Consider the following 23388-nt stretch of genomic DNA (forward strand, 5'->3'; position numbering starts at 1 on the left):
TAATAGTCAAATCCAGGGGATTTACCATGCAACAACGTCGTCCAGTCCGCCGCGCTCTGCTCAGTGTTTCTGACAAGGCCGGTATCATCGAATTCGCTCAGGCACTTTCCGCACGTGGTGTGGAGCTGCTGTCTACAGGTGGCACTGCGCGCCTGTTAGCGGAGAAAGGTCTGCCAGTGACCGAAGTTTCCGATTACACCGGCTTCCCGGAAATGATGGATGGACGCGTGAAGACCCTGCATCCGAAGGTCCACGGCGGCATCCTCGGTCGTCGCGGCCAGGATGATGCCATTATGGAACAACACCACATTGCTCCTATCGATATGGTGGTTGTTAACCTGTATCCATTCGCCCAGACCGTCGCCCGCGAAGGCTGTTCTCTGGAAGATGCGGTAGAGAACATTGATATTGGCGGCCCGACCATGGTGCGCTCCGCTGCCAAGAACCATAAAGATGTAGCTATCGTTGTGAAGAGCAGCGACTACGACGCCATTATTAAAGAGATGGATGCCAACGACGGTTCTCTGACCCTCGACACCCGTTTCGATCTCGCGATTAAAGCCTTCGAACACACTGCCGCTTACGACAGCATGATCGCCAACTACTTCGGCAGCATGGTTCCGGCCTACCACGGTGAAAGCAAAGAAGCCGCCGGTCGCTTCCCACGTACGCTGAACCTGAACTTCATTAAGAAGCAGGATATGCGCTATGGCGAGAACAGCCACCAGCAGGCTGCCTTCTATATAGAAGAGAATGTTAAAGAAGCCTCCGTTGCCACCGCGCAGCAGGTACAGGGCAAAGCACTTTCCTATAACAACATCGCCGATACCGATGCGGCGCTGGAGTGCGTAAAAGAATTCAACGAGCCAGCCTGTGTGATCGTCAAACACGCGAACCCGTGTGGTGTAGCAGTAAGTACCTCTATTCTTGACGCTTACGACCGCGCCTATAAAACCGACCCGACCTCCGCGTTCGGCGGCATCATCGCCTTTAACCGCGAGCTGGATGCTGAAACCGCGCAGGCGATCATCTCCCGCCAGTTCGTGGAAGTGATCATCGCCCCATCCGCCACCGAAGAAGCACTGAAAATTACCGCTGCCAAGCAGAACGTCCGGGTGCTGGTCTGCGGCCAATGGGCGCAGCGCGTTCCGGGCCTGGACTTCAAGCGCGTTAACGGCGGTCTGCTGGTTCAGGACCGTGACCTGGGTATGGTGACCGAAGGTGAGCTGCGCGTGGTGTCCAAACGTCAGCCAACCGAGCAAGAGCTGCGCGATGCGCTGTTCTGCTGGAAAGTGGCGAAGTTCGTGAAATCCAACGCCATTGTTTATGCCAAAGAGAACATGACTATTGGCATAGGCGCAGGCCAGATGAGCCGCGTGTACTCCGCGAAAATCGCCGGGATCAAAGCGGCCGACGAAGGCCTGGAAGTGAAAGGTTCTGCAATGGCTTCTGACGCTTTCTTCCCGTTCCGCGACGGGATTGATGCCGCTGCTGCCGCCGGTGTGACCTGCGTGATCCAGCCGGGTGGTTCTATTCGCGATGACGAAGTGATTGCCGCCGCCAATGAACACGGCATTGCGATGGTATTTACCGACATGCGCCACTTCCGCCATTAATCTACGGAGCAGACGATGAAAGTATTAGTGATTGGCAACGGCGGGCGCGAGCACGCCCTGGCGTGGAAAGCGGCGCAGTCGCCAAAAGTCGAAACGGTATTTGTCGCCCCGGGCAATGCGGGCACCGCGCTGGAACCCACGCTGCAAAACGTGGCCATCGGCGTAACCGATATCCCGGCGCTGCTGGCCTTTGCCCAGAACGAGAAGATCGATCTGACCATCGTTGGCCCGGAAGCGCCGCTGGTGATTGGCGTGGTTGATGCCTTCCGCGCCGCCGGTATGAAAATCTTCGGGCCAACCGAAGGCGCCGCGCAGCTGGAAGGCTCCAAAGCCTTCACCAAAGATTTCCTCGCGCGCCACCAGATCCCAACGGCGGAGTACCAGAACTTCACCGAAATCGAACCTGCGCTGGCTTACCTGCGCGAGAAAGGCGCGCCGATCGTTATCAAAGCCGATGGCCTGGCTGCCGGGAAAGGCGTTATCGTGGCGATGACGCTGGAGGAAGCCGAAGCCGCGGTTCATGACATGCTGGCCGGCAACGCGTTTGGCGACGCGGGCCACCGCATCGTGATTGAAGAGTTCCTCGACGGTGAAGAAGCGAGCTTTATTGTCATGGTCGACGGTGAGCACGTGCTGCCGATGGCCACCAGCCAGGACCACAAGCGCGTGGGCAATGGCGACACCGGCCCGAACACCGGCGGGATGGGTGCCTACTCCCCTGCTCCGGTAGTGACTGACGAAGTCCACCAGCGCACCATGGAACGCATCATCTGGCCAACCGTAAAAGGCATGGCGGCGGAAGGTAACACCTATACCGGTTTCCTGTACGCGGGTCTGATGATCGACAAGCAGGGCAACCCAAAGGTTATCGAGTTCAACTGCCGCTTCGGCGATCCGGAAACCCAGCCGATCATGCTGCGCATGAAGTCCGATCTGGTGGAGCTGTGCCTCGCCGCCTGTGACGGCAAGTTGGATAAGAAAACCTCCGAGTGGGACGAACGCGCCTCGCTGGGTGTGGTCATTGCCGCCGGAGGTTATCCGGGTAATTACAATACCGGCGATGAGATCCACGGTCTGCCGCTGGAAGACGTCGCTGACGGTAAAGTGTTCCACGCGGGCACCAAACTGTCTGCAGACGATCGCGTGCTGACCAACGGTGGTCGCGTGCTGTGCGCCACCGCGCTGGGCAACACCGTGGCTGAAGCGCAGAAACGCGCTTACGCCCTGATGACCGACATCCGCTGGGATGGCAGCTTCAGCCGTAACGACATCGGCTGGCGTGCCATTGAACGCGAGCAACGCTAACGCGAAATTTTCGCCAGCAGCGTTTTACGCGTAATGCCTAACTGACGGGCGGCTTCCGTTTTATTGCCGCCCGTTTTTTCAAGCGCCGCCAGAATCACCTCCTTTTCGACATCCACCAGCGGTTGGATCTCGCCACTGAATTCCGTTTTTATCGGCGTCGCGGCAATCGCCATCGGCAGTTCACGTTCGGAAATATATTCCCCCGTCAGCAGCACCACCGAGCGCTCAATCGCATTTTCCAGCTCACGAATATTGCCCGGCCAGTCGTAGTGGATCAGCAGATCCATCGCCTGCGGAGTAAAGCCTTTCACCGCTTTACGGTTACGCGCGGCAAAACGCTGGAGAAAATGTTCGGCTAACAGCGGAATATCTTCCCGGCGCTGGCACAGCGCTGGCATTTCAATGGTGACGACGTTCAGACGATAGTAGAGATCCTGACGAAAGCGCCCGGCGCTGACTTCCTCTGCTAGATCGCGATGCGTAGCGGCTATCAGCCGGACATCAACCGCAATGGTCTGATTGCTACCAACTCGCTGCACTTCTCGCTCCTGGATAGCCCGCAGCAAACGCACCTGCATCAGCGGTGAGATATCGCCAATTTCATCAAGAAATAACGTGCCACCATCGGCTTCCACAAAGCGCCCTTCCCGGCGTTTATCCGCCCCGGTAAACGCCCCTTTCTCGTGACCAAACAGCTCGGACTCCAGCAGCGATTCATTAAGCGCCGCGCAGTTGAGCGTCACCAGGGGCTTATCGCGACGGGCGCTGCTGGCATGCAGCGCCCGGGCCACCAACTCTTTCCCCGTGCCGGAGTCTCCGTGAATGAGCACTGTCGCATCTGAGGGCGCAACCATCGCGATTTCATTGAGCAACTTCTGCATCGCCGGACTGCTGCCAATCATGCCAAACTGCGCAGCCGACGCCGATGGCAGTTCAGCGCCCATTTCCCGCGTATGCGCCAGCGCCTTTTCCAGCGTCTCCTGCAGACGGTCAAAATCCAGCGGCTTGATTAAGTAGTCCAGCGCCCCGGTTTTAAGCGCCTCAACGGCGGTCTCTACGCTGGAGAACGCCGTCATGATCAAGACCGGAATTGCCGGATTCAGCGCTTTAATCTCTTTCAGCGTTGCGATGCCGTCCATCTCCGCCATGCGTACATCACACAGCACTAAATCAAATACGCGTTCGCGCACCTGTTCCAGCGCAGCTCGCCCGCTATAGGCCAGCGCGACCTCATAACCCCAGCCGCGCAGCAGCGCCTGTAAAATGGTGCAGTGGCTGATATCGTCATCTACTACCAGAATATTGATTTTTCCGCGCGTCATCCTTGTTAATCCTGTTGTTTCGCTTTGGTCGGCAGCCAAAGAGTAAAGGTCGCACCTTTGCCCTCAACGCTTGCCACCTGAATGGTGCCACCATGCTGTTCGATAATGTTCTGCACTACCGCCAGCCCGAGGCCGGTTCCGTCAGCTTTGGTTGTAAAGTAAGGCGTAAAAATGGCCTCCAGCTGTTCCGCTGCAATTCCCTTCCCGCTATCGGTAACCATAATTTTAACGCGATCGCCGCTGCTTTCATTCGCTTCAACCGTGATCGTGCCCTGACGACCAATCGCATGAATGGCGTTCAGATACAGATTCAACAAAACCTGAGTCAGTCGGTCAGGATCGGCCTGGATAGCGGGCAGCGTAGAATTGGCCGAAAAGCGGAGCTGGATTTCCCTGCTTGCCGCATCCTGACTCACCAGGTGTAATGAGTGGGTGATAACCTCATTGAGATCCACCTGTTGCAGCGTCAGATGTGCAGGCTTCACCAGCTCCAGCAGCTCGCTCACCACCCGATTTAAACGATCCGCCTCTTTCGCCATCACCTGTGCCAGCTCATGCGACTCGCCTCCTGCCGGGGTTCGCTCGGCAAAATACTTCGCCAGACCTTTGATCGATGAAAGCGGATTACGAATTTCATGCGCCACTCCAGCCGCAAGATGCCCGAGCGCTAACAGTTTTTCTTTACGCTTCATCGCATCCTGAAGTTCTTTGTACGAGCGCTGATAGCGCTGATACCAGAAGAACGTCAGTACGGTGGCCAGCAACACAGCCGCCAGCGCACAGAGGACTATCAGTGTGTTACGCCACTCTCTTGCCTGAGTCGCGGTGAGATCGCTGGCATCAAAGGCGATAAATATGGTTTGCGCTGGGGTGATAAGCTGCCCGTCATTGCTGGCACAGCGCGCCATGCCGTGGCGTCCTGGACCATACATCGGCTGAAACTGGCGATAAATTTCCAGGGCCGGCGTTTTTTCACCATCCCTCGCTGGAATTTCAATATTCCGCCAGCTTTCTTGCTCCCCGGGACTAAGCTGTCGCAGGACATCCGGTGAATAGAGCGTTTTCCCGACCATCGCGGAATTGCTGTGAGTAATAATGACACCATGCTCATCGACGACGGCAAACCATAGCACGCCTGGTTGTACGGCCATTTCCTCCAGGAGCGTCTGCTGCTGGGCATGATGCATGCGCATCCCCATGCCTACACGCGTACCAGACTCCAGAGCGCGAATGAGCACGCTGCCTTTTTCCAGTAGCGTTTGCCGCGCGGCGCCACTTTCCCGCCCATAGTCCCGAATAGTCATAATCGAAAACCAACCGACCAAAATCAGGATTGCCGCCAGCAAGAGTCGGCTCAACCACTTTGCCACCGTATCCTTATAAAGACGCATACGCTCTCCCTTCACCCCACTTGTTCCTTTCATCGTTGCAGGTATACAGCAGAAATCATGCCATTTTTTCCCCCTGATAACCCTGCCCTCAGACACAAACAGCTGAAAGTACCGGGTAAAAATGACTCGCAGGCGCGTTCTGGCGAGTCATTTTTACTCGTTTCCCTGCAAAGACGGCGGGTACAACGCCCGCAGGACTGGGATTGCCGCTTTGGCACGGAAGATGCAAAAGAGAATGTAAGCTAACCAACAGGAGAACGAACGATGAAACGGAACAACAAACTGGCACTGATTGCACTTTCTCTTATCGCACTGGGCTCCACCCCGGTACTGGCGCAGAATCACTGGGGATATGGTGATGGAATGCAGCAACGGGGCAGTACCCCAATGACCGCTGAGCAGCAGGCTGCCGCACAGAAAATCTATGATGATTACTACTCCCAGACCAGCGCGTTGCGCCAACAGCTGACATCCAAACGTTATGAGTACAATGCACTATTAACGGCCAGCTCGCCGGACACGGCAAAAATTAATGCCGTTGCAAAAGAGATGGAAGCGTTGAACCAGTCTCTGGACGAGCAGCGTGTTAAACGCGATGTCGCAATGGCGCAGGCTGGCGTGCCACGTGGCGCGGGAATGGGCTACGGCGGATGCGGCGGTGGCGGTAACCATCGCGGCGGCGGCCATATGGGAATGGGTCACTGGTAAAAGACTTAATGCCTGATGACGCCATACGGATCAGGCCTGCTGACTACCTGTCTTCAGGTTTTCAGAAAGTTTTGGCTGTAGGCTGCCAGTGACAAAAATCTTCATTGGCGACTAGCAGTAGCTGCGACCCTTCGGGCGCTTCCAGCCATGCCACACTCACCTCTACGGATGAATGTTTCTGGCGGCGCTCGATATGGTTTATCGCCCACGACTCCAGGTCTGGCTTCAGCGTTTCACCTTCACAGGTTGTGACCGTGTTATCCGCATGCCAACGTCCCTGACGCAATATCACCCGTCCCTGACGCAGCGCATCGCTGGTCTGGCGAATTTGATCGGCGCGATAGCGGTAAAGCGCGATTTGATCGCTGGAAAGCTGCTGCTTTTGCCCGTCGACTTCACGCTGCATGAAGCTCAGATCGCCCCGGTCATCAAAGCGTATACGGACATGTTCAGCCGGTTTACTGAAAACGTTGAGTTCTATGAGAGAGAGCGAATCACCCTGCCAGCGGTATTCACTGGTAGTGGTTTCGCCTTTTCGCCACGGACTAAATACCGAGAGCAAGTGAACATCGTCACCGGAGTCTTTACGCCAAATGCGTACCGCCCCCTGATCGCCAACATAGCCGCTGGCCGTGAACGGAGGAAGCTCAGAATGGCTACCGCAGGCAGACAGTAACAGAACACCTGAAAGCCAAAGCGTATGACGCCAGATGGACAAAAGGGGCGAAACCGCCCCTTCGTTAAAACTGTTCACTGCCACGCGAATTACTTAACCGCGTCTTTCAGTGCTTTACCAGAAACAAATGCCGGTACGTTAGCTGCGGCAATTTTGATTTCTTTACCGGTCTGCGGGTTGCGGCCAGTGCGCTCAGCACGGTGGTTCACTTTGAAGGTACCGAAACCAACCAGTTGTACAGCATCGCCTTCTTTCAGAGACTCAGTAATAGCAGCCAGAGTGGATTCCAGAGCAGCTTTAGCCTGTGTTTTAGACAGTTCTGCTTTGTCTGCAATTACATCAATCAGTTGAGTCTTGTTCATAAGTTATCCTTACAATGTGTTTATCGCTTGCTAAGCATCGAGTGCGACGGAAATGCCAGAAAAGCACTCTCCTGCATACACGCACCGATAGCCACTTTTTTTCGCCCCCCAAATGTAGACCAGACCGGGGGCGGATGGGAAGCCTTCAGGCACGACAAATCAGGCGTTAAATCACGTTTTGTGGTGTCATTGCTGAAAATTTATACCAATATTGCTCTCGCCAGCCTCGCGCAGGTCTGCACGCAGCCCTTTTATCAGCTCAATATCGCGTTCTTCACAGTCGGCTAAAAGTCGGAAAATTTCCCACTGAATATCCCATTCTTGCTCAACGGCAGGGTTCTCTTTGAGCTCCTCATCGGTCATTTCGCGACCAGCCTGGGTCATTTCCAGCATCGCTACCGTCGTAATCGAAGCTTTACTAACTTCAATTGCATGCTCCAGCGTTTCACCGCTAAGACGTGAATGCATCAGTTCGCTTAATGCCACACAGGCATCAATCGCCGGATAAACGCCGTACAGATCGTAATCGTCTGCAGAAGGAATGGCCTCTTCAAACTTTTCCAACTGGCTGTCGAAATTGATTTTCGCGTCTTTAACCGTCAGCGCTTCCCAAATCAGATCCAGAATTCGGCGGTAAATCTGTCCATCGCCAAATTCAGTTTGCTTGCAGAACATGGCGTAATTCGGGTACATGCGTTCGCACAGACAGGCCATAAATGTGACGTGCTGCCAGCTTTCCAGCTTCTCCAGACGCAGGTGAATCGGATTTTGTAACATGATGAGTTCTCAAATACGGAAATTAGCCGCAGTTTACCCGATATGGGGCGCTTTTGCTGCAAGCCGCGTAAAAGCCGGGCGTTCGGATGCCACCGCATCTGCCCAGCGCGTTGGTTCCGGCAGACGATAGCCGTTCATACAGCGTTGTACCCACGCCAGTGCGCTGTCCATACTCACGCGGTGGCCCGTAGAGATAAACAACGGGTTACAGCGCGCTTTGCTGCGCCAGACCCATGCCAGCTGTTCGCCTTTATCCAGCAATGGCACTAGCGCACCGGGTTCAGCAGCGAGCGGTTCAAACTTGCCACACAGCCGTTTTTTCGCCACACCGATCGTTGGGACGTCCACCAGCAGGCCAAAATGGCTGGCCACGCCCAGACGGCGCGGGTGCGAAATGCCGTGCCCGTCAACGAACAGCAGATCTGGCTTGTGCGAGAGCAGTTGCCAGGCGGCCATCAGCGCGGGGGTTTCACGAAAGGAGAGAAAACCGGGAATGTAAGGCATGGTAGTGGCGATACGCGCCACCTTGTATTCAACCAGTTCAAGCGTGGGATACTTCAGTAAGACCATCGCGGCTCGCGTCACTTCGCCACCCTGCTCAAACCCAACGTCCGCCCCGCCGATCAGATCCGGCGGATCGTTCTTCAGACGATCCTCGCGGATCAATGAAGAGGCCAGTTCAAGCTGCTGCGCGCGTAATGACGCGAGATCCATAATGACTCCTTAGCGGTGGTACTGTTCGGACAACCGATGTACCGCCTCCACAAAGACACCCGCATGTTCTGGCGGGACGTCCTGATGAATGCCGTGACCCAGGTTAAAGACATGCCCTTCGCCCTGACCGAATCCGGCCAGAATTGTCGCCACCTCTTCTTCGATGCGGGCTGGCGGTGCATACAGCATGGACGGATCCATATTGCCCTGTAGCGCCACTTTATGACCTACACGACGACGCGCATCGGCAATGTCAGTGGTCCAGTCGAGACCTAACGCATCACAACCGGTTTCCGCCATCGCTTCCAGCCACTGACCACCGCCTTTGGTAAACAGGGTCACAGGTACGCGACGACCTTCGTTCTCGCGTAGCAGGCCATCGACGATTTTGTGCATGTAGTACAGGGAGAACTGCTGATAGTCGCGACCGGTCAGCACGCCACCCCAGGTATCGAAAATCATCACCGACTGCGCGCCAGCTTTAATCTGCGCGTTCAGATACAGCGTGACGCTCTTCGCCAGCTTATCAAGCAGCAGATGCAGCGCTTTAGAGTCGGCATACATCATCTTTTTAATCACGGTGAAGGCTTTGCTGCTGCCGCCTTCAACCATGTAGGTCGTCAGCGTCCACGGGCTACCGGAGAAGCCGATCAGCGGCACTTCGCCTTTCAGTTCACGGCGGATAGTGCGCACCGCGTTCATCACGTATCCAAGCCCATCTTCCGGGTCCGGGATCGGCAGTTTGTCGACGTCAGCCTTGCTGGTAATCGGGGAGGTGAAGCGTGGACCTTCTCCTGCTTCAAAATACAGCCCGAGTCCCATCGCATCCGGGATCGTCAGGATATCGGAGAAGAGGATCGCGGCATCAAGTTTATAGCGACGCAGCGGCTGCAGCGTAACTTCGCAGGCCAGCTCGGCATTTTTGCACAGCGCCATAAAATCGCCCGCTTCGGCACGGGTAGCTTTGTATTCCGGTAGATAACGGCCTGCCTGGCGCATCATCCATACCGGAGTGACATCAACGGGCTGGCGCAGCAGCGCACGCAGATAACGATCGTTCTTCAGTTCGGTCATTTTTGCAGTTCCTTATTGCGTCAGTCCATCAGTGTATCACCACTCGCTCTTTACTCGTACTCAGCCCGACACATTGCCACAGTATCTTCAATCAATCGACGCGCGACAGTACCCGGCGGGGGCAAGAGCGGTAAATCGTCATAGCGATACCAGTTCGCTTCCAGCAGCTCTTTCGGGTCGATGACGATTTCGCCGCTATCATACTCCGCCATAAATGCGGTCATCAAAGACTGTGGGAACGGCCACGGCTGAGAAGTGACATAGCGCAGGTTTTTCACCTTAATGCCGCTCTCCTCCATTACTTCACGCGCCACCGCCTGCTCGAGGGTTTCGCCCACTTCGACAAAACCTGCCAGCACGGTATGCACGCCGTTGCGATGGCGAACATGTTGGGCGAGCAGGATGGAATCATCTCGGCGAATAGCGACGATTATGCAGGGAGCAATTTGCGGGTAATAACGTTCGCGGCAGTGACTACAGAGCATCGCCCACTCCGTTTTACTCGGGTGCATGGGATGGCCGCAGTAACCGCAGAATTTATGCGAGCGGTAAAACTCCGCCAGCTGTACGCCTCGTCCGGCCAGTTGAAACAGGCCAACGTCCTGGTCAATGACCTGGCGCACCGACCCCATATCGTGTCGACGCTGCTGCTGCACCAGCCAGACAGTTTCCCCTTCCCACTCGCCTATTGGCAGCGCGCGCTGACCAATCAGATCAAAACGGGCTGCGTCGCCATAAGGTAGCTCGCCATGAGGTAACCATAACTTTTGCTCATGACTGACAATCCACCAGCCGCTATCTAATTTTTCAATTATACGATCCATATCTCTTGCGCAACCTTTGCTTCACAGGCATGTTGTTTACATTATTTTTACATTTACGGGTGAGCAGTTCCTAAACACCATCTTGCGGAGTCAATCATGCTAAACCAGCTGGAAAGCCTGACGGAGCACGTCGGAGGAAGTAATAAACTGGTTGATCGCTGGCTACATGTACGTAAGCACCTGCTCGTGGCTTACTACAATCTGGTTGGCATTAAGCCTGGCAAAGAATCGTACATGCGACTCAATGAAAAGGCGCTGGATGATTTTTGTCAGAGCCTGGTCGATTACCTCTCCACCGGACACTTCAGTATTTATGAACGTATTCTCCATAAATTGGAAGGGAACGGGCAGCTTTTAAAAGCCACAAAAATTTGGCCGCTGCTGGAAGCCAATACGCAGCTGATCATGGACTACTATGACTCCAGCCTGGAAACTGCGATTGATCATGATAACTTCCTTGAGTTTCAAAAGGTTTTATCGGATCTCGGCGAGGCGCTGGAAGCCCGGTTCGTGCTCGAAGATAAGCTGATCATGCTGGTATTTGATGCGATGCACGAGAGTGGCACTCTCAAACGTCCTGCTTGAGATTTGTCGCATTAACGCGTAGTTTACATTCATTACCTCTAAGATAGAGGTTACTTCTTGTCGGAGTGCTTATTTTCCACAACAGCATGAGTGGAAAAGGCTGAGACCGTTAATTCGGGATCCGCGGAACCTGATCAGGTTAAGACCTGCGAAGGGAACAAGAGTCAATCTACAACCGTATCGCCCCTGGGCGATCGCCTCTCTTGCTTCATCCGTCGTCTGACAAGCCACGTCCTTACTTTTTTGGAATGAGCTATGTCTGCCACTACTAAACCATCACGCCGCGAACAGCGCGCGCAAGCCCAACACTTTATCGATACCCTGGAAGGGACCGCCTTCCCTAACTCAAAACGCATTTATATTACCGGTTCGCAGCCGGATATCCGCATTCCGATGCGCGAAATCCAGCTTAGCCCGACGCTGATTGGCGGCAGCAAAGACAACCCGCAATTTGAAGACAACGAAGCCGTGCCGGTGTACGACACCTCCGGGCCGTATGGAGATCCTGACGTGGCGATTAACGTCCAGCAGGGCCTGGCGAAACTGCGCCAGCCGTGGATTGCGGCGCGTAACGACAGCGAAGAATTAGACGACCGCAGCTCCGCTTACACCAAAGAGCGCCTGGCCGACGATGGCCTGGACGAGCTGCGTTTCAGCGGCCTGCTGACGCCAAAGCGCGCCAAAGCCGGAAAGCGCGTGACCCAGTTGCACTACGCCCGTCAGGGGATCGTCACGCCGGAGATGGAGTTTATCGCCATCCGTGAAAACATGGGCCGCGAGCGTATTCGTAGTGAAGTACTGCGCCACCAGCATCCGGGGATGAACTTTGGCGCTCGTCTGCCGGAAAATATCACCCCGGAATTCGTGCGTGATGAAGTCGCTGCGGGCCGGGCGATTATTCCAGCCAACATCAACCACCCGGAATCCGAGCCGATGATCATCGGCCGCAACTTCCTGGTGAAGGTGAATGCCAACATCGGTAACTCGGCGGTCACTTCCTCTATCGAAGAAGAGGTCGAAAAACTGGTGTGGTCGACCCGCTGGGGCGCAGATACGGTGATGGACCTCTCCACCGGTCGCTATATTCACGAAACCCGCGAGTGGATCCTGCGTAACAGCCCGGTGCCGATCGGCACCGTACCGATCTACCAGGCGCTGGAGAAGGTCAATGGGATCGCCGAAGATCTCACCTGGGAAGCGTTCCGCGATACGTTGCTGGAACAGGCCGAACAGGGCGTGGACTACTTCACCATCCATGCCGGCGTACTGCTGCGCTACGTGCCGATGACCGCTAAACGCCTGACCGGAATTGTCTCGCGCGGCGGTTCGATCATGGCGAAATGGTGCCTTTCTCATCACAAAGAAAACTTCCTGTTTGAACATTTCCGCGAAATTTGTGAAATCTGCGCCGCCTACGACGTCTCGCTCTCTCTCGGTGATGGCCTGCGCCCGGGTTCGATTCAGGATGCCAACGACGAAGCGCAGTTCTCCGAACTGCATACGCTGGGCGAGCTGACCAAAATCGCCTGGGAATACGACGTGCAGGTGATGATTGAAGGCCCAGGACATGTGCCGATGCATATGATCCAACGCAACATGACCGAAGAGCTGGAAAGCTGCCACGAAGCGCCGTTCTACACCTTAGGGCCGTTGACAACAGATATCGCGCCGGGCTATGACCACTTCACCTCCGGCATTGGCGCGGCAATGATCGGCTGGTTTGGCTGCGCGATGCTGTGCTACGTGACGCCAAAAGAGCACCTCGGCCTGCCGAACAAAGAAGACGTGAAGCAAGGGCTGATTACCTACAAGATTGCCGCTCACGCCGCCGACCTGGCGAAGGGGCACCCGGGTGCGCAGATCCGCGACAACGCGATGTCGAAAGCGCGCTTCGAATTCCGCTGGGAAGACCAGTTTAACCTCGCGCTCGACCCGTTCACTGCCCGCGCCTATCACGATGAAACCCTGCCGCAGGAGTCCGGCAAGGTCGCCCATTTCTGCTCCATGTGCGGGCCGAAGTTCTGCTCGATGAAAATCAGCCAGGAAGTACGCAACTACGCCGCCGCGCAGACTATTGAAGTGGGAATGGCAGATATGTCGGAGAACTTCCGCGCCAAAGGCGGTGAAATCTACCTCAAAAAAGAGGAGGCATAATGTACCAGCCTGATTTCCCGACCGTGCCGTTCCGCCTCGGGCTTTATCCGGTGGTGGACAGCGTGCAATGGATTGAACGCCTGCTGCAGGCGGGCGTACGCACGATCCAACTGCGCATTAAAGATAAGCGTGATGAAGAGGTCGAAGCCGACGTCATGACCGCCATTGAATTGGGGCGTCGCTATAACGCCCGCCTGTTTATCAACGACTACTGGCGGCTGGCGATTAAGCACAACGCTTACGGCGTGCATCTGGGCCAGGAAGATCTTGAAACCACCGATCTGAAGGCGATTCAGGCGGCGGGGCTGCGCCTGGGTGTCTCCACTCACGATGATATGGAGATCGACGTCGCGCTGGCGGCTAAGCCTTCTTATATCGCACTCGGCCACGTCTTCCCCACGCAAACCAAGCAGATGCCTTCCGCCCCGCAGGGGCTGACGCAGCTGGCAAGTCATATTGAACGACTGGCCGATTACCCGACCGTCGCCATTGGCGGCATCAACCTGGAACGTGCGCCCGCGGTGCTGGCAACCGGCGTCGGCAGCATTGCCGTGGTCAGCGCCATTACCCAGGCGGCCGACTGGCAGGCAGCCACAGCGCAGCTGCTCGACATAGCGGGAGTCGGCGATGAATGACCGCGACTTTATGCGTTACAGCCGGCAGATCCTGCTCGGCGATATCGCGATTGAGGGCCAACAAAAACTGCTCGACAGCCATGTGCTGATTGTCGGTCTGGGCGGATTAGGCTCGCCTGCCGCGCTGTATCTGGCGGGAGCAGGTATCGGCAAACTGACGCTGGTAGACGATGACGACATTCATTTGAGCAATCTGCAGCGCCAGATCCTGTTTACCACTGATGATATCGCGCGTTCAAAATCGCAGATTGCCCAGCAGCGCCTGACGCGGCTCAACCCGGATATCGAACTGGTATCGCTCCAGCAGCGACTGAAAGGCGATGCGCTCCGGCATGCGGTAGCGCGGGCCGACGTGGTGCTCGACTGTACCGACAACATGGCCACGCGTCAGGAAATTAACGCCGCCTGCGTGTCGCTCAACACCCCGCTCATCACCGCCAGCGCCGTCGGTTTCGGCGGCCAGTTGATGGTGCTCACGCCACCGTGGGAGCAAGGTTGTTACCGCTGCCTGTGGCCGGATGATGTAGAGCCTGAACGCAACTGCCGTACCGCCGGTATCGTCGGCCCGGTTGTCGGCGTGATGGGCACCTTGCAGGCGCTGGAAGCCATCAAACTGCTTAGCGGCATTGCGACGCCCAGCGGCGAGTTACGCCTGTTTGACGGTAAAACCAGCCAGTGGCGCAGCCTTGCGCTGCGTCGGGCCAATGGCTGCCCGGTATGTGGAGGGCAACATGCAGATTCAGTTCAATGATGAGCCGATGCAGTGCGCCGAGGGACAAACCGTCAGCGGGCTGCTCACCGAGCTTAATCAGCTTAAACCGGGCGCGGCGCTGGCGCTCAATCAGCAGATCCTGCCGCGCGAGCAGTGGCAGCAGCAAATCGTGCAGGAAGGCGACCAGATCCTGCTTTTTCAGGTTATTGCAGGGGGTTGATATGTTACGTATTGCCGACAAAACGTTTGATTCACATCTGTTCACCGGTACCGGAAAATTTGCCTCATCGCAGCTGATGGTCGAGGCGATTCGCGCCTCCGGCAGCCAGCTGGTCACGCTGGCCATGAAGCGCGTGGATTTGCGCCAGCATAACGATGCCATTCTGGCCCCGCTTATCGACGCGGGCGTGACGCTGCTGCCTAACACCTCCGGAGCGAAAACCGCTGAAGAGGCGATTTTCGCCGCCCAACTGGCGCGTGAAGCGTTGGGCACAAACTGGCTGAAATTAGAAATCCACCCAGATGCCCGCTGGCTATTGCCGGATCCGATTGAAACACTAAAAGCTGCCGAAGCACTGGTGAAACAGGGCTTTGTGGTGCTGCCCTACTGCGGTGCGGACCCGGTACTGTGCAAGCGGCTGGAAGACGTGGGCTGCGCGGCGGTGATGCCGCTCGGCGCACCTATCGGCTCTAACCAGGGGCTGGAAACCAAAGCGATGCTGGAGATTATTATCCAACAGGCCACTGTGCCAGTGGTGGTCGACGCCGGGATCGGCGTGCCCAGCCATGCGACGCAGGCGCTGGAAATGGGCGCTGACGCGGTGTTGGTCAACACGGCGATTGCCGTGGCGGACGATCCGGTGATGATGGCCACCGCTTTCCGTCTGGCGGTTGAAGCGGGCCTTCTGGCGCGCCAGGCCGTCCCCGGCAGCAAAAGCTCGCTCGCGCAGGCCACCAGCCCGTTGACGGGATTTCTGGAGGCACTGGCATGAATACCTTCACCGACCGCTGGCGACAGCTGGAGTGGGACGACATCCGCCTGCGTATCAACGGGAAAACCGCCGCTGACGTGGAACGCGCCCTCAACGCTTCGCAGCTTAGCCGCGATGATTTGATGGCGCTGCTCTCGCCTGCCGCCGCCGACTATCTGGAGCCGCTGGCACAGCGGGCGCAGAAGCTCACCCGCCAGCGTTTTGGCAACACGGTGAGCTTTTACGTGCCGTTGTATCTCTCCAACCTTTGTGCCAACGACTGCACCTACTGCGGTTTTTCGATGAGCAACCGTATCAAACGCAAAACGCTGGACGAAGATGAGATACAACGTGAGTGTGCGGCTATCCGTGAGCTGGGCTTTGAGCATCTGCTACTGGTCACCGGTGAACATCAGGCCAAAGTGGGGATGGATTACTTTCGTCGCCATTTGCCTGTCATTCGCCGACAGTTTGCCTCTTTACAGATGGAAGTACAGCCGCTGTCAGAGGCTGAATATGCGGAGCTGAAGACGCTGGGGCTGGATGGCGTGATGGTGTATCAGGAGAGCTATCATGAGGCGATTTACGCCCGCCACCATCTGAAGGGGAAAAAGCAGGATTTCTTCTGGCGACTGGAAACGCCGGACCGGCTGGGCCGCGCAGGGATCGACAAAATCGGTCTTGGCGCGTTGATTGGTTTGTCCGACAGCTGGCGGGTTGACTGCTATATGGTAGCTGAACATCTGCTGTGGATGCAGCAGCATTACTGGCAGAGCCGCTACTCTATCTCCTTCCCTCGCCTGCGCCCATGCACCGGAGGCGTTGAGCCTGCATCGATCATGGATGAGCGACAGTTGGTCCAGACCATTTGCGCGTTTCGTTTACTGGCACCAGAAATTGAGCTGTCGCTCTCCACCCGCGAATCGCCATGGTTTCGTGACCATGTGATCCCGTTGGCAATCAACAACGTCAGCGCCTTCTCAAAAACCCAGCCCGGTGGTTATGCCGATAACCCCCCCGAACTGGAACAGTTCTCCCCGCACGACGATCGTCGCCCGGAAGCCGTTGCTGAAGCACTGATGGCGCAGGGATTACAGCCCGTGTGGAAAGACTGGGACAGCTATCTGGGACGCGCGGCACAGATGCCCTAAGCCCAACGCTATCGCATAAACAAAAAAACCCGCTTTCGCGGGTTTTTTCTTCACTGGTGCTTAACTGCTCGGGCTCTGGCCTTCATCGCTATCGTAAGCCTTCGTGAAATTATCGGCGTTTACAGCGCGACAACGTTAACAGCAGACGGGCCTTTAGCGCCATTCTCCACGGAGAACTCCACCTTTTGACCTTCGTCTAACGTTTTAAAATCGTTACTCTGGATAGCGGAAAAATGCACAAACACATCCTTGCTACCGTCCTGAGGAGTGATAAAGCCGAAGCCTTTATCAGAGTTAAACCATTTTACTAAACCAGTCATTTTGTTAGACATAGATACTTCCTTTCATGTTTTTGAGCCGCTTATGCAGCGAAGATGGCCTGTTTTGCAGAAATAAACTTATGGGGCACTTAGGAGGAGGCTCATGAAGAAGAGTATCTGAGGATAACGCTTGAACTGAGAACTGCTTTACTAAAACTGCTTGCATAAGGTCTGTGTTCCAAACCGATGCAGCTATAGTAGACCTACTTCTAATCATTAAGCAAGCATTAATTTTTTTAATACCCACTGAGTGATGCAATGTTGAACCAACGCGGCTAAGCATCCTGGATAACAGCTTGATCTACAATGAACAAAAGCCCCGACTATTGCAGTCAGGGCTTTACGTTACTACACACTTCAAATTTAACATTAATAAACTTAACGATTTAATACTGCTGATGGTACTACTTTAAAATGTACACGTTTACTACAGATAATATTGGATTTTGATACTAACTAAAGCTTTCCTCTATTTACCGTTAAACACATTCCACCCGCTTGATAATAGAACTCAAGGCTGGTGACCTAAACAAGTACACTTCCCCTCGCAACATATACTCTTTGATGCGTTGCCTTATTTCCCTCGTGATAACCAAAAAGCAGAAATCACGAACAATTACTATTAAATCATGGCGTTACATCGTCGCGTTTTACTGATTTTTTGCGATTAGATATATCAACTACGTGGCCTGAAAGCATTGTCGAGGTGAAAAAATAGCGTTTTCAGCATCGACTATCCCATACAAAAAATACTTCGTGGCCTTTATCGCAAACCCCAATCAAGCTCTACTAACACTTACTACGTTAACAGCAAACTACAATTTCTCCGCTGTTAAGTATTAACATACGGGTTTAAAAAACGCTGTCAATACTGTTTTTTATAACATGTCTTTATTGACAGTAATTATATATTCCAGCATGTGATAAGCGAGTCAAAAAGCCGCTAGTCCCGGTCCAGATCGCAGGGTTTGGCCTCTTTTTGTAACCGGTTTCAGAAAAAGCGGATTTCTTTGTGATGCTTTGCACACAATCGTTGCAAAGCAGTTGTTGCTATAGCTGGCTCGCGATAATTATCAACTCACACATGTTGATCGAGACTGCTTATGAAAAACATCGTTTTATGCTGTGCCGCCGGAATGTCCACCAGCATGCTGGTGCAAAGGATGAAAGATGCCGCCCAGAAAAAAGGCGTCGACGTCACTATCAAAGCCGTCCCGGTGGCCGAGTTTGAAGAGAATATCGCTACAGCGGATATCGTTTTGCTCGGTCCACAAGTTAAGTATGAACAGGCCAAGCTACAGGCGATCGCCGACCCACTAGGCAAAAAGGTCGCCGTTATAGACATGATGGATTACGGCATGATGAAAGGCGATGCGGTACTGGACAAGGCGCTGAAACTACTGGAGTGATGGTATGGAAGAGTTAGAAACGATCATCATGGAGTTATTGGTAAACGCTGGCGCTGCACGCAGCCAGGCCCTGACGGCATTGCAACTGGCGCGTAAAGGTGATTTCTCCGGTGCAGAACAAGCGATGACGGAATCACGCGAGTACGTTAAACAAGCGCATAAAATCCAGACCCAGCTGATCGGAATTGACGAAGGAACCGGCAAGCTACCGGTTAATCTCATCACCGTCCATTCGCAGGATCACCTGATGAACGCGATGGTGATTCAGGATTTGGCGGGAGATATGATTGAGCTTTATCGGCGGTTACCGCCGGTAAATTAATGACACTGCCGGATGGCTTCGTAGCCTCGTAGACCTGATAAGCGCCATCAGAAATAAACCTGGACATAAAAAAACCCGCCGAAGCGGGTTTTTTATTATGGTCGGCAACGATTAATCGTTGTCAGAACCGCCCAGGCCTGCGTTCAGCAGTTCTGCCAGGCTGGCAGACGCATCTTCAGCAGTCACCTGCGGTGCAGCTGGCAGTTCGCCCGCTGCGCGACGGCGCATACGATCCTGGTGGTACGCGTAACCGGTACCTGCCGGGATCAGACGACCCACGATTACGTTCTCTTTCAGACCGCGCAGTTCATCACGTTTACCTGCAACAGCGGCTTCGGTCAGGACACGCGTGGTTTCCTGGAACGATGCTGCAGAGATGAAGGACTCGGTTGCCAGAGACGCTTTGGTGATACCCAGCAGATCGCGGGAGAAGGTTGCACCCACTTTGCCGTTCGCTTCCAGCTCGCGGTTAGCGATCTTGACGCGGGAGTATTCAACCTGCTCGCCTTCCAGGAAGTCGGAGCTACCAGCGCTTTCGATGGTGGCTTTACGCAGCATCTGACGAACGATAACTTCGATGTGTTTATCGTTAATCTTAACACCCTGCAGACGGTATACGTCCTGAACTTCGTTAACGATGTAACGAGTTACAGCATGCACACCACGCAGACGCAGGATGTCGTGCGGCGCTTCCGGACCGTCGGAAACAACGTCACCACGTTCTACACGTTCACCTTCGAACACGTTGAGCTGACGCCATTTCGGAATCATCTCTTCGTACGGTTCGCTACCGTCTACCGGGGTGATAACCAGACGACGTTTACCTTTGGTTTCTTTACCGAAGGAAATGATGCCGCTGATTTCAGCCAGGATTGCCGGCTCTTTCGGACGACGTGCTTCGAACAGGTCAGCAACGCGCGGCAGACCACCGGTGATATCCTTGGTACCGCCGGATTCCTGCGGAACACGCGCCAGGGTGTCACCAGAACTGATCTGTACGCCATCTTCCAACTGAACAATCGCTTTACCCGGCAGGAAGTACTGAGCAGGCATATCGGTGCCTGGGATCAGAACGTCGTTGCCCTGAGCATCAACAATTTTCAGTGCCGGACGCAGGTCTTTACCACCCGCAGTACGCTCTGCAGAATCCAGAACCACCAGGGAAGACAGACCGGTCAGCTCGTCGGTCTGACGAGTAATGGTCTGGCCGTCGATCATGTCAGTGAAGCGGACGAAACCACTCACTTCGGTGATAACCGGCATGGTGTGCGGATCCCAGTTTGCTACGGTTTCGCCGCCAGCAACCTGTTCGCCATCACCTTTCGCCATAACGGAGCCGTAAGGCACTTTATAGCTTTCTTTGGTACGGCCGAATTCGTCGATCAGTTTCAGTTCGGTGTTACGTGAGGTGATAACCAGTTTACCGCTGGAGTTCACAACCGACTTCGCATTGCTCAGACGGATGCTACCTTTGTTTTTCACCTGAATGCTGGATTCAGCTGCCGCACGAGATGCCGCACCACCGATGTGGAACGTACGCATCGTCAGCTGTGTACCCGGTTCACCGATGGACTGTGCCGCGATAACGCCGATTGCTTCACCTTTGTTGATGATGTGGCCACGCGCCAGGTCACGACCGTAGCAGTGCGCACATACACCAAAGTCGGTGTCACAAGATACAACAGAACGGACTTTGACGGAGTCAACGGAGTTCTCTTCCAGCAGGTCACACCACTGTTCGTGCAGCAGCGTGTTGCGTGGAACCAGAATATCCGCCGTACCCGGCTTCAGAACGTCTTCAGCAGTTACACGACCCAGAACGCGATCGCGCAGCGGCTCTTTAACATCACCACCCTCGATAACCGGGGTCATGGTGATGCCTTCCAGAGTGCCGCAATCGTCTTCAGTAACAACCAGGTCCTGCGCAACGTCGACCAGACGACGAGTCAGATAACCGGAGTTCGCTGTTTTCAGTGCGGTATCCGCCAGACCTTTACGCGCACCGTGAGTAGAGATGAAGTACTGGAGTACGTTCAGACCTTCACGGAAGTTCGCGGTGATTGGCGTTTCGATGATGGAGCCATCTGGCTTCGCCATCAGACCACGCATACCGGCCAGCTGACGAATCTGTGCTGCAGAACCACGCGCACCGGAGTCGGCCATCATGTAGATGCTGTTGAAGGAAACCTGCTGCTCTTCTACGCCGTCACGGTTAATAACGGTTTCGGTTTGCAGGTTATCCATCATCGCTTTGGATACACGATCGTTCGCCGCAGCCCAGATATCGATAACTTTGTTATAGCGTTCGCCCGCGGTTACCAGACCAGACTGGAACTGCTCCTGGATCTCAGCAACTTCAGCTTCCGCTTCAGAGATGATCTCGTGTTTCTTCTCTGGGATGACCATGTCATCAATACCAACAGATGCACCTGAACGCGCTGCATAAGCAAAGCCGGTGTACATTGTCTGGTCAGCGAAGATAACGGTCGGCTTCAGGCCCAGAATGCGGTAACAGGTGTTCAGCATTTTGGAGATAGCTTTCTTGCCCAGCGCCTGGTTAACGATGGAGAAAGGCAGACCTTTCGGTACGATCATCCACAGAATGGCGCGACCAACGGTCGTGTCTTTCAGACTGGTGTGCGCAACGAATTCGCCGTTTTCATCTTTTTCGTATTCAGTGATACGCACTTTAACGCGCGCATGCAGAGAGGCCAGACCTGCGCGATAGATACGCTCAGCTTCTTTCGGGCCAGTCAGCACCATGCCTTCGCCTTTGGCGTTAACACAGTCACGGGTCATGTAGTACAGACCCAATACAACGTCCTGAGACGGAACGATGATAGGTTCGCCGTTCGCCGGAGACAGGATGTTGTTGGTAGACATCATCAGCGCACGCGCTTCGAGCTGGGCTTCCAGCGTCAGCGGTACGTGAACAGCCATCTGGTCACCATCGAAGTCGGCGTTATATGCCGCACAAACCAGCGGGTGAAGCTGGATAGCTTTACCTTCGATCAGTACCGGTTCAAATGCCTGGATACCCAGACGGTGCAGTGTTGGTGCACGGTTCAGCAGTACCGGGTGTTCGCGGATAACTTCGTCCAGGATATCCCAAACGACAGCTTCTTCACGCTCAACCATTTTCTTAGCGGCTTTGATGGTGGTGGCCAGGCCACGCAGTTCCAGCTTGCCGTAGATGAACGGTTTGAACAGTTCCAGTGCCATTTTCTTCGGCAGGCCGCACTGATGCAGACGCAGGTATGGACCTACGGTGATTACAGAACGACCGGAGTAGTCAACACGCTTACCGAGCAGGTTCTGACGGAAACGACCCTGCTTACCTTTGATCATGTCGGCCAAAGATTTCAGAGGACGTTTGTTAGAACCGGTGATCGCACGACCGCGACGACCGTTATCCAGCAGGGCGTCAACCGCTTCCTGCAGCATACGTTTTTCGTTGCGTACGATGATGTCCGGCGCAGCCAGATCCAGCAGACGCTTAAGACGGTTGTTACGGTTGATAACGCGACGATACAGATCGTTCAGATCCGACGTTGCGAAACGACCACCATCCAGCGGAACCAGCGGACGCAGATCTGGCGGCAGAACCGGCAGAACGGTCAGGATCATCCACTCTGGCTTGTTGCCAGACTGTACGAAGGCTTCCAGCAGTTTGATACGCTTGGTCAGCTTCTTACGCTTGGTTTCGGAGTTGGTTTCGTTCAGCTCTTCGCGCAGAGTTTCACACTCTTGCTCCAGATCCATGCTCTTCAGCAGGGCCTGGATTGCTTCCGCACCCATCTTCGCGTCGAATTCGTCACCGAACTCTTCCAGCGCGTCCAGATACTGCTCTTCAGTCAGGATCTGTTGACGTTCCAGATTAGTCATACCGCCTTCGATAACCACATAAGATTCGAAGTACAGTACGCGTTCGATATCACGCAGCGGCATATCAAGCAGCAAACCGATACGGGACGGCAGAGATTTCAGGAACCAGATGTGAGCAGTCGGAGACGCCAGCTCGATGTGGCCCATACGCTCACGGCGTACTTTGGTCTGGGTCACTTCAACGCCGCACTTCTCACAGATCACACCACGGTGTTTCAGGCGCTTGTACTTACCGCACAGGCACTCGTAGTCTTTTACCGGCCCAAAGATACGGGCGCAGAAAAGGCCATCACGTTCAGGTTTGAACGTACGGTAGTTGATGGTTTCCGGCTTCTTAACTTCACCGAAAGACCATGAACGGATCATGTCTGGCGAGGCCAGAGCAATTTTGATCGCATCAAACTCTTCGGTTTTAGTCTGCGCTTTCAGAAACTTTAATAAATCTTTCACGGATTTGCTCCCGTCGGAGTTAGCA

General features: G+C 54.8%; 23 protein-coding genes and 1 riboswitch. Of the genes, 13 read left to right on the plus strand and 10 right to left on the minus strand.

Translation table 11 applies throughout. The annotated features are described in order from the left end of the window. Positions 1-26 precede the first annotated feature (26 nt). Both purH and purD read left to right on the plus strand, forming a co-directional pair. Positions 27-1616 carry a bifunctional phosphoribosylaminoimidazolecarboxamide formyltransferase/IMP cyclohydrolase gene (purH, locus tag GUC46_RS22485; protein ID WP_048234177.1) on the plus strand — a complete coding sequence of 530 codons (1590 nt, stop codon included), beginning with the start codon at positions 27-29 and terminating at the stop codon, positions 1614-1616. A 15-nt stretch (positions 1617-1631) separates the two neighbouring features. After that, positions 1632-2921, plus strand: coding sequence for a phosphoribosylamine--glycine ligase (purD, locus tag GUC46_RS22490; RefSeq protein WP_160180738.1), 1290 nt, complete (start codon positions 1632-1634; stop codon positions 2919-2921). Here the strand turns inward: purD and zraR are convergent. Both zraR and zraS read right to left on the minus strand, forming a co-directional pair. After that, complete coding sequence (gene zraR, locus GUC46_RS22495; RefSeq protein WP_032937287.1) at positions 2918-4243, minus strand: sigma-54-dependent response regulator transcription factor ZraR; 1326 nt, start codon at positions 4241-4243, stop codon at positions 2918-2920. The two genes, purD and zraR, sit on opposite strands and share 4 nt — an antisense overlap. A gap of 5 nt (positions 4244-4248) precedes the next feature. Beyond that, on the minus strand, positions 4249-5634 hold the full coding sequence (gene zraS, locus GUC46_RS22500; RefSeq protein ID WP_160180740.1) for a two-component system sensor histidine kinase ZraS: 1386 nt from the start codon (positions 5632-5634) through the stop codon (positions 4249-4251). 57 nt (positions 5635-5691) lie between these two features. On the opposite strand from zraS, the gene GUC46_RS22505 reads away from it, so the two are divergent. Next, entirely contained in the window at positions 5692-5880 is a 189-nt protein-coding gene (locus GUC46_RS22505) for a hypothetical protein (RefSeq protein ID WP_044715274.1), read from the plus strand. Between the two features lie 18 nt (positions 5881-5898). Further along, positions 5899-6342 carry a zinc resistance sensor/chaperone ZraP gene (zraP, locus tag GUC46_RS22510; RefSeq protein ID WP_003842009.1) on the plus strand — a complete coding sequence of 148 codons (444 nt, stop codon included), beginning with the start codon at positions 5899-5901 and terminating at the stop codon, positions 6340-6342. A gap of 61 nt (positions 6343-6403) precedes the next feature. Here zraP and GUC46_RS22515 read toward each other — a convergent pair whose 3' ends face one another. The 6 genes from GUC46_RS22515 to nudC all read right to left on the minus strand — a co-directional run bounded on the left by GUC46_RS22515 (position 6404) and on the right by nudC (position 10769). Then, complete coding sequence (locus GUC46_RS22515) at positions 6404-7096, minus strand: DUF1481 domain-containing protein (RefSeq protein ID WP_160180818.1); 693 nt, start codon at positions 7094-7096, stop codon at positions 6404-6406. Between the two features lie 11 nt (positions 7097-7107). Beyond that, complete coding sequence (hupA, locus tag GUC46_RS22520) at positions 7108-7380, minus strand: nucleoid-associated protein HU-alpha (RefSeq protein ID WP_001044509.1); 273 nt, start codon at positions 7378-7380, stop codon at positions 7108-7110. Between the two features lie 186 nt (positions 7381-7566). Further along, the gene (locus GUC46_RS22525; RefSeq protein WP_003842015.1) at positions 7567-8157 is read right to left on the minus strand and encodes a YjaG family protein; all 591 of its coding nucleotides are present in this window, start codon (positions 8155-8157) and stop codon (positions 7567-7569) included. Between the two features lie 33 nt (positions 8158-8190). Continuing rightward, positions 8191-8871 carry a deoxyribonuclease V gene (gene nfi / locus GUC46_RS22530; RefSeq protein ID WP_003033072.1) on the minus strand — a complete coding sequence of 227 codons (681 nt, stop codon included), beginning with the start codon at positions 8869-8871 and terminating at the stop codon, positions 8191-8193. A 9-nt stretch (positions 8872-8880) separates the two neighbouring features. Further along, on the minus strand, positions 8881-9945 hold the full coding sequence (gene hemE / locus GUC46_RS22535; RefSeq protein ID WP_160180742.1) for a uroporphyrinogen decarboxylase: 1065 nt from the start codon (positions 9943-9945) through the stop codon (positions 8881-8883). A 50-nt stretch (positions 9946-9995) separates the two neighbouring features. Then, positions 9996-10769, minus strand: coding sequence for an NAD(+) diphosphatase (nudC, locus tag GUC46_RS22540; RefSeq protein WP_003033074.1), 774 nt, complete (start codon positions 10767-10769; stop codon positions 9996-9998). A gap of 96 nt (positions 10770-10865) precedes the next feature. Between nudC and GUC46_RS22545 the strand changes: the two genes are divergently transcribed. The 7 genes from GUC46_RS22545 (at position 10866) to thiH (ending at position 16977) form a co-directional block, all read left to right on the plus strand. After that, positions 10866-11354, plus strand: coding sequence for an Rsd/AlgQ family anti-sigma factor (locus tag GUC46_RS22545; RefSeq protein WP_003033077.1), 489 nt, complete (start codon positions 10866-10868; stop codon positions 11352-11354). Between the two features lie 51 nt (positions 11355-11405). Beyond that, positions 11406-11528: riboswitch (TPP riboswitch) on the plus strand. Between the two features lie 81 nt (positions 11529-11609). Continuing rightward, positions 11610-13508, plus strand: a complete 1899-nt coding sequence (thiC, locus tag GUC46_RS22550; protein ID WP_057102432.1) for a phosphomethylpyrimidine synthase ThiC — start codon at positions 11610-11612, stop codon at positions 13506-13508. Then, positions 13508-14143, plus strand: a complete 636-nt coding sequence (thiE, locus tag GUC46_RS22555; RefSeq protein WP_057102431.1) for a thiamine phosphate synthase — start codon at positions 13508-13510, stop codon at positions 14141-14143. Before thiC ends, thiE begins: the two co-directional genes overlap by 1 nt. Next, the gene (locus GUC46_RS22560; protein WP_057102430.1) at positions 14136-14894 is read left to right on the plus strand and encodes a HesA/MoeB/ThiF family protein; all 759 of its coding nucleotides are present in this window, start codon (positions 14136-14138) and stop codon (positions 14892-14894) included. Before thiE ends, GUC46_RS22560 begins: the two co-directional genes overlap by 8 nt. After that, complete coding sequence (thiS, locus tag GUC46_RS22565; protein WP_003033088.1) at positions 14875-15075, plus strand: sulfur carrier protein ThiS; 201 nt, start codon at positions 14875-14877, stop codon at positions 15073-15075. The genes GUC46_RS22560 and thiS overlap by 20 nt, the downstream gene beginning before the upstream one ends. Position 15076: 1 nt before the next feature. Beyond that, positions 15077-15847, plus strand: coding sequence for a thiazole synthase (gene thiG, locus GUC46_RS22570; RefSeq protein ID WP_057102429.1), 771 nt, complete (start codon positions 15077-15079; stop codon positions 15845-15847). Then, entirely contained in the window at positions 15844-16977 is a 1134-nt protein-coding gene (thiH, locus tag GUC46_RS22575; protein WP_130715338.1) for a 2-iminoacetate synthase ThiH, read from the plus strand. Before thiG ends, thiH begins: the two co-directional genes overlap by 4 nt. Before the next feature lie 119 nt (positions 16978-17096). Here thiH and cspG read toward each other — a convergent pair whose 3' ends face one another. Further along, a complete protein-coding gene (cspG, locus tag GUC46_RS22580; protein ID WP_003033098.1) occupies positions 17097-17309 on the minus strand; it encodes a cold shock protein CspG in 213 nt (70 codons plus the stop codon). A gap of 1091 nt (positions 17310-18400) precedes the next feature. Here cspG and GUC46_RS22585 point away from each other — a divergent pair. Both GUC46_RS22585 and GUC46_RS22590 read left to right on the plus strand, forming a co-directional pair. Beyond that, the gene (locus GUC46_RS22585) at positions 18401-18706 is read left to right on the plus strand and encodes a PTS sugar transporter subunit IIB (protein ID WP_003033102.1); all 306 of its coding nucleotides are present in this window, start codon (positions 18401-18403) and stop codon (positions 18704-18706) included. 4 nt (positions 18707-18710) lie between these two features. Then, positions 18711-19028, plus strand: a complete 318-nt coding sequence (locus GUC46_RS22590) for a PTS lactose/cellobiose transporter subunit IIA (protein WP_003033104.1) — start codon at positions 18711-18713, stop codon at positions 19026-19028. Positions 19029-19139: 111 nt separating this feature from the next. On the opposite strand, the gene rpoC is transcribed toward GUC46_RS22590, so the two are convergent. Continuing rightward, the gene (gene rpoC, locus GUC46_RS22595) at positions 19140-23363 is read right to left on the minus strand and encodes a DNA-directed RNA polymerase subunit beta' (RefSeq protein WP_003033107.1); all 4224 of its coding nucleotides are present in this window, start codon (positions 23361-23363) and stop codon (positions 19140-19142) included. Positions 23364-23388 lie beyond the last annotated feature (25 nt).

The organism is Citrobacter sp. LUTT5 (assembly GCF_009905315.1).
GTDB classification, from domain to species: Bacteria; Pseudomonadota; Gammaproteobacteria; order Enterobacterales; family Enterobacteriaceae; genus Citrobacter; species Citrobacter freundii.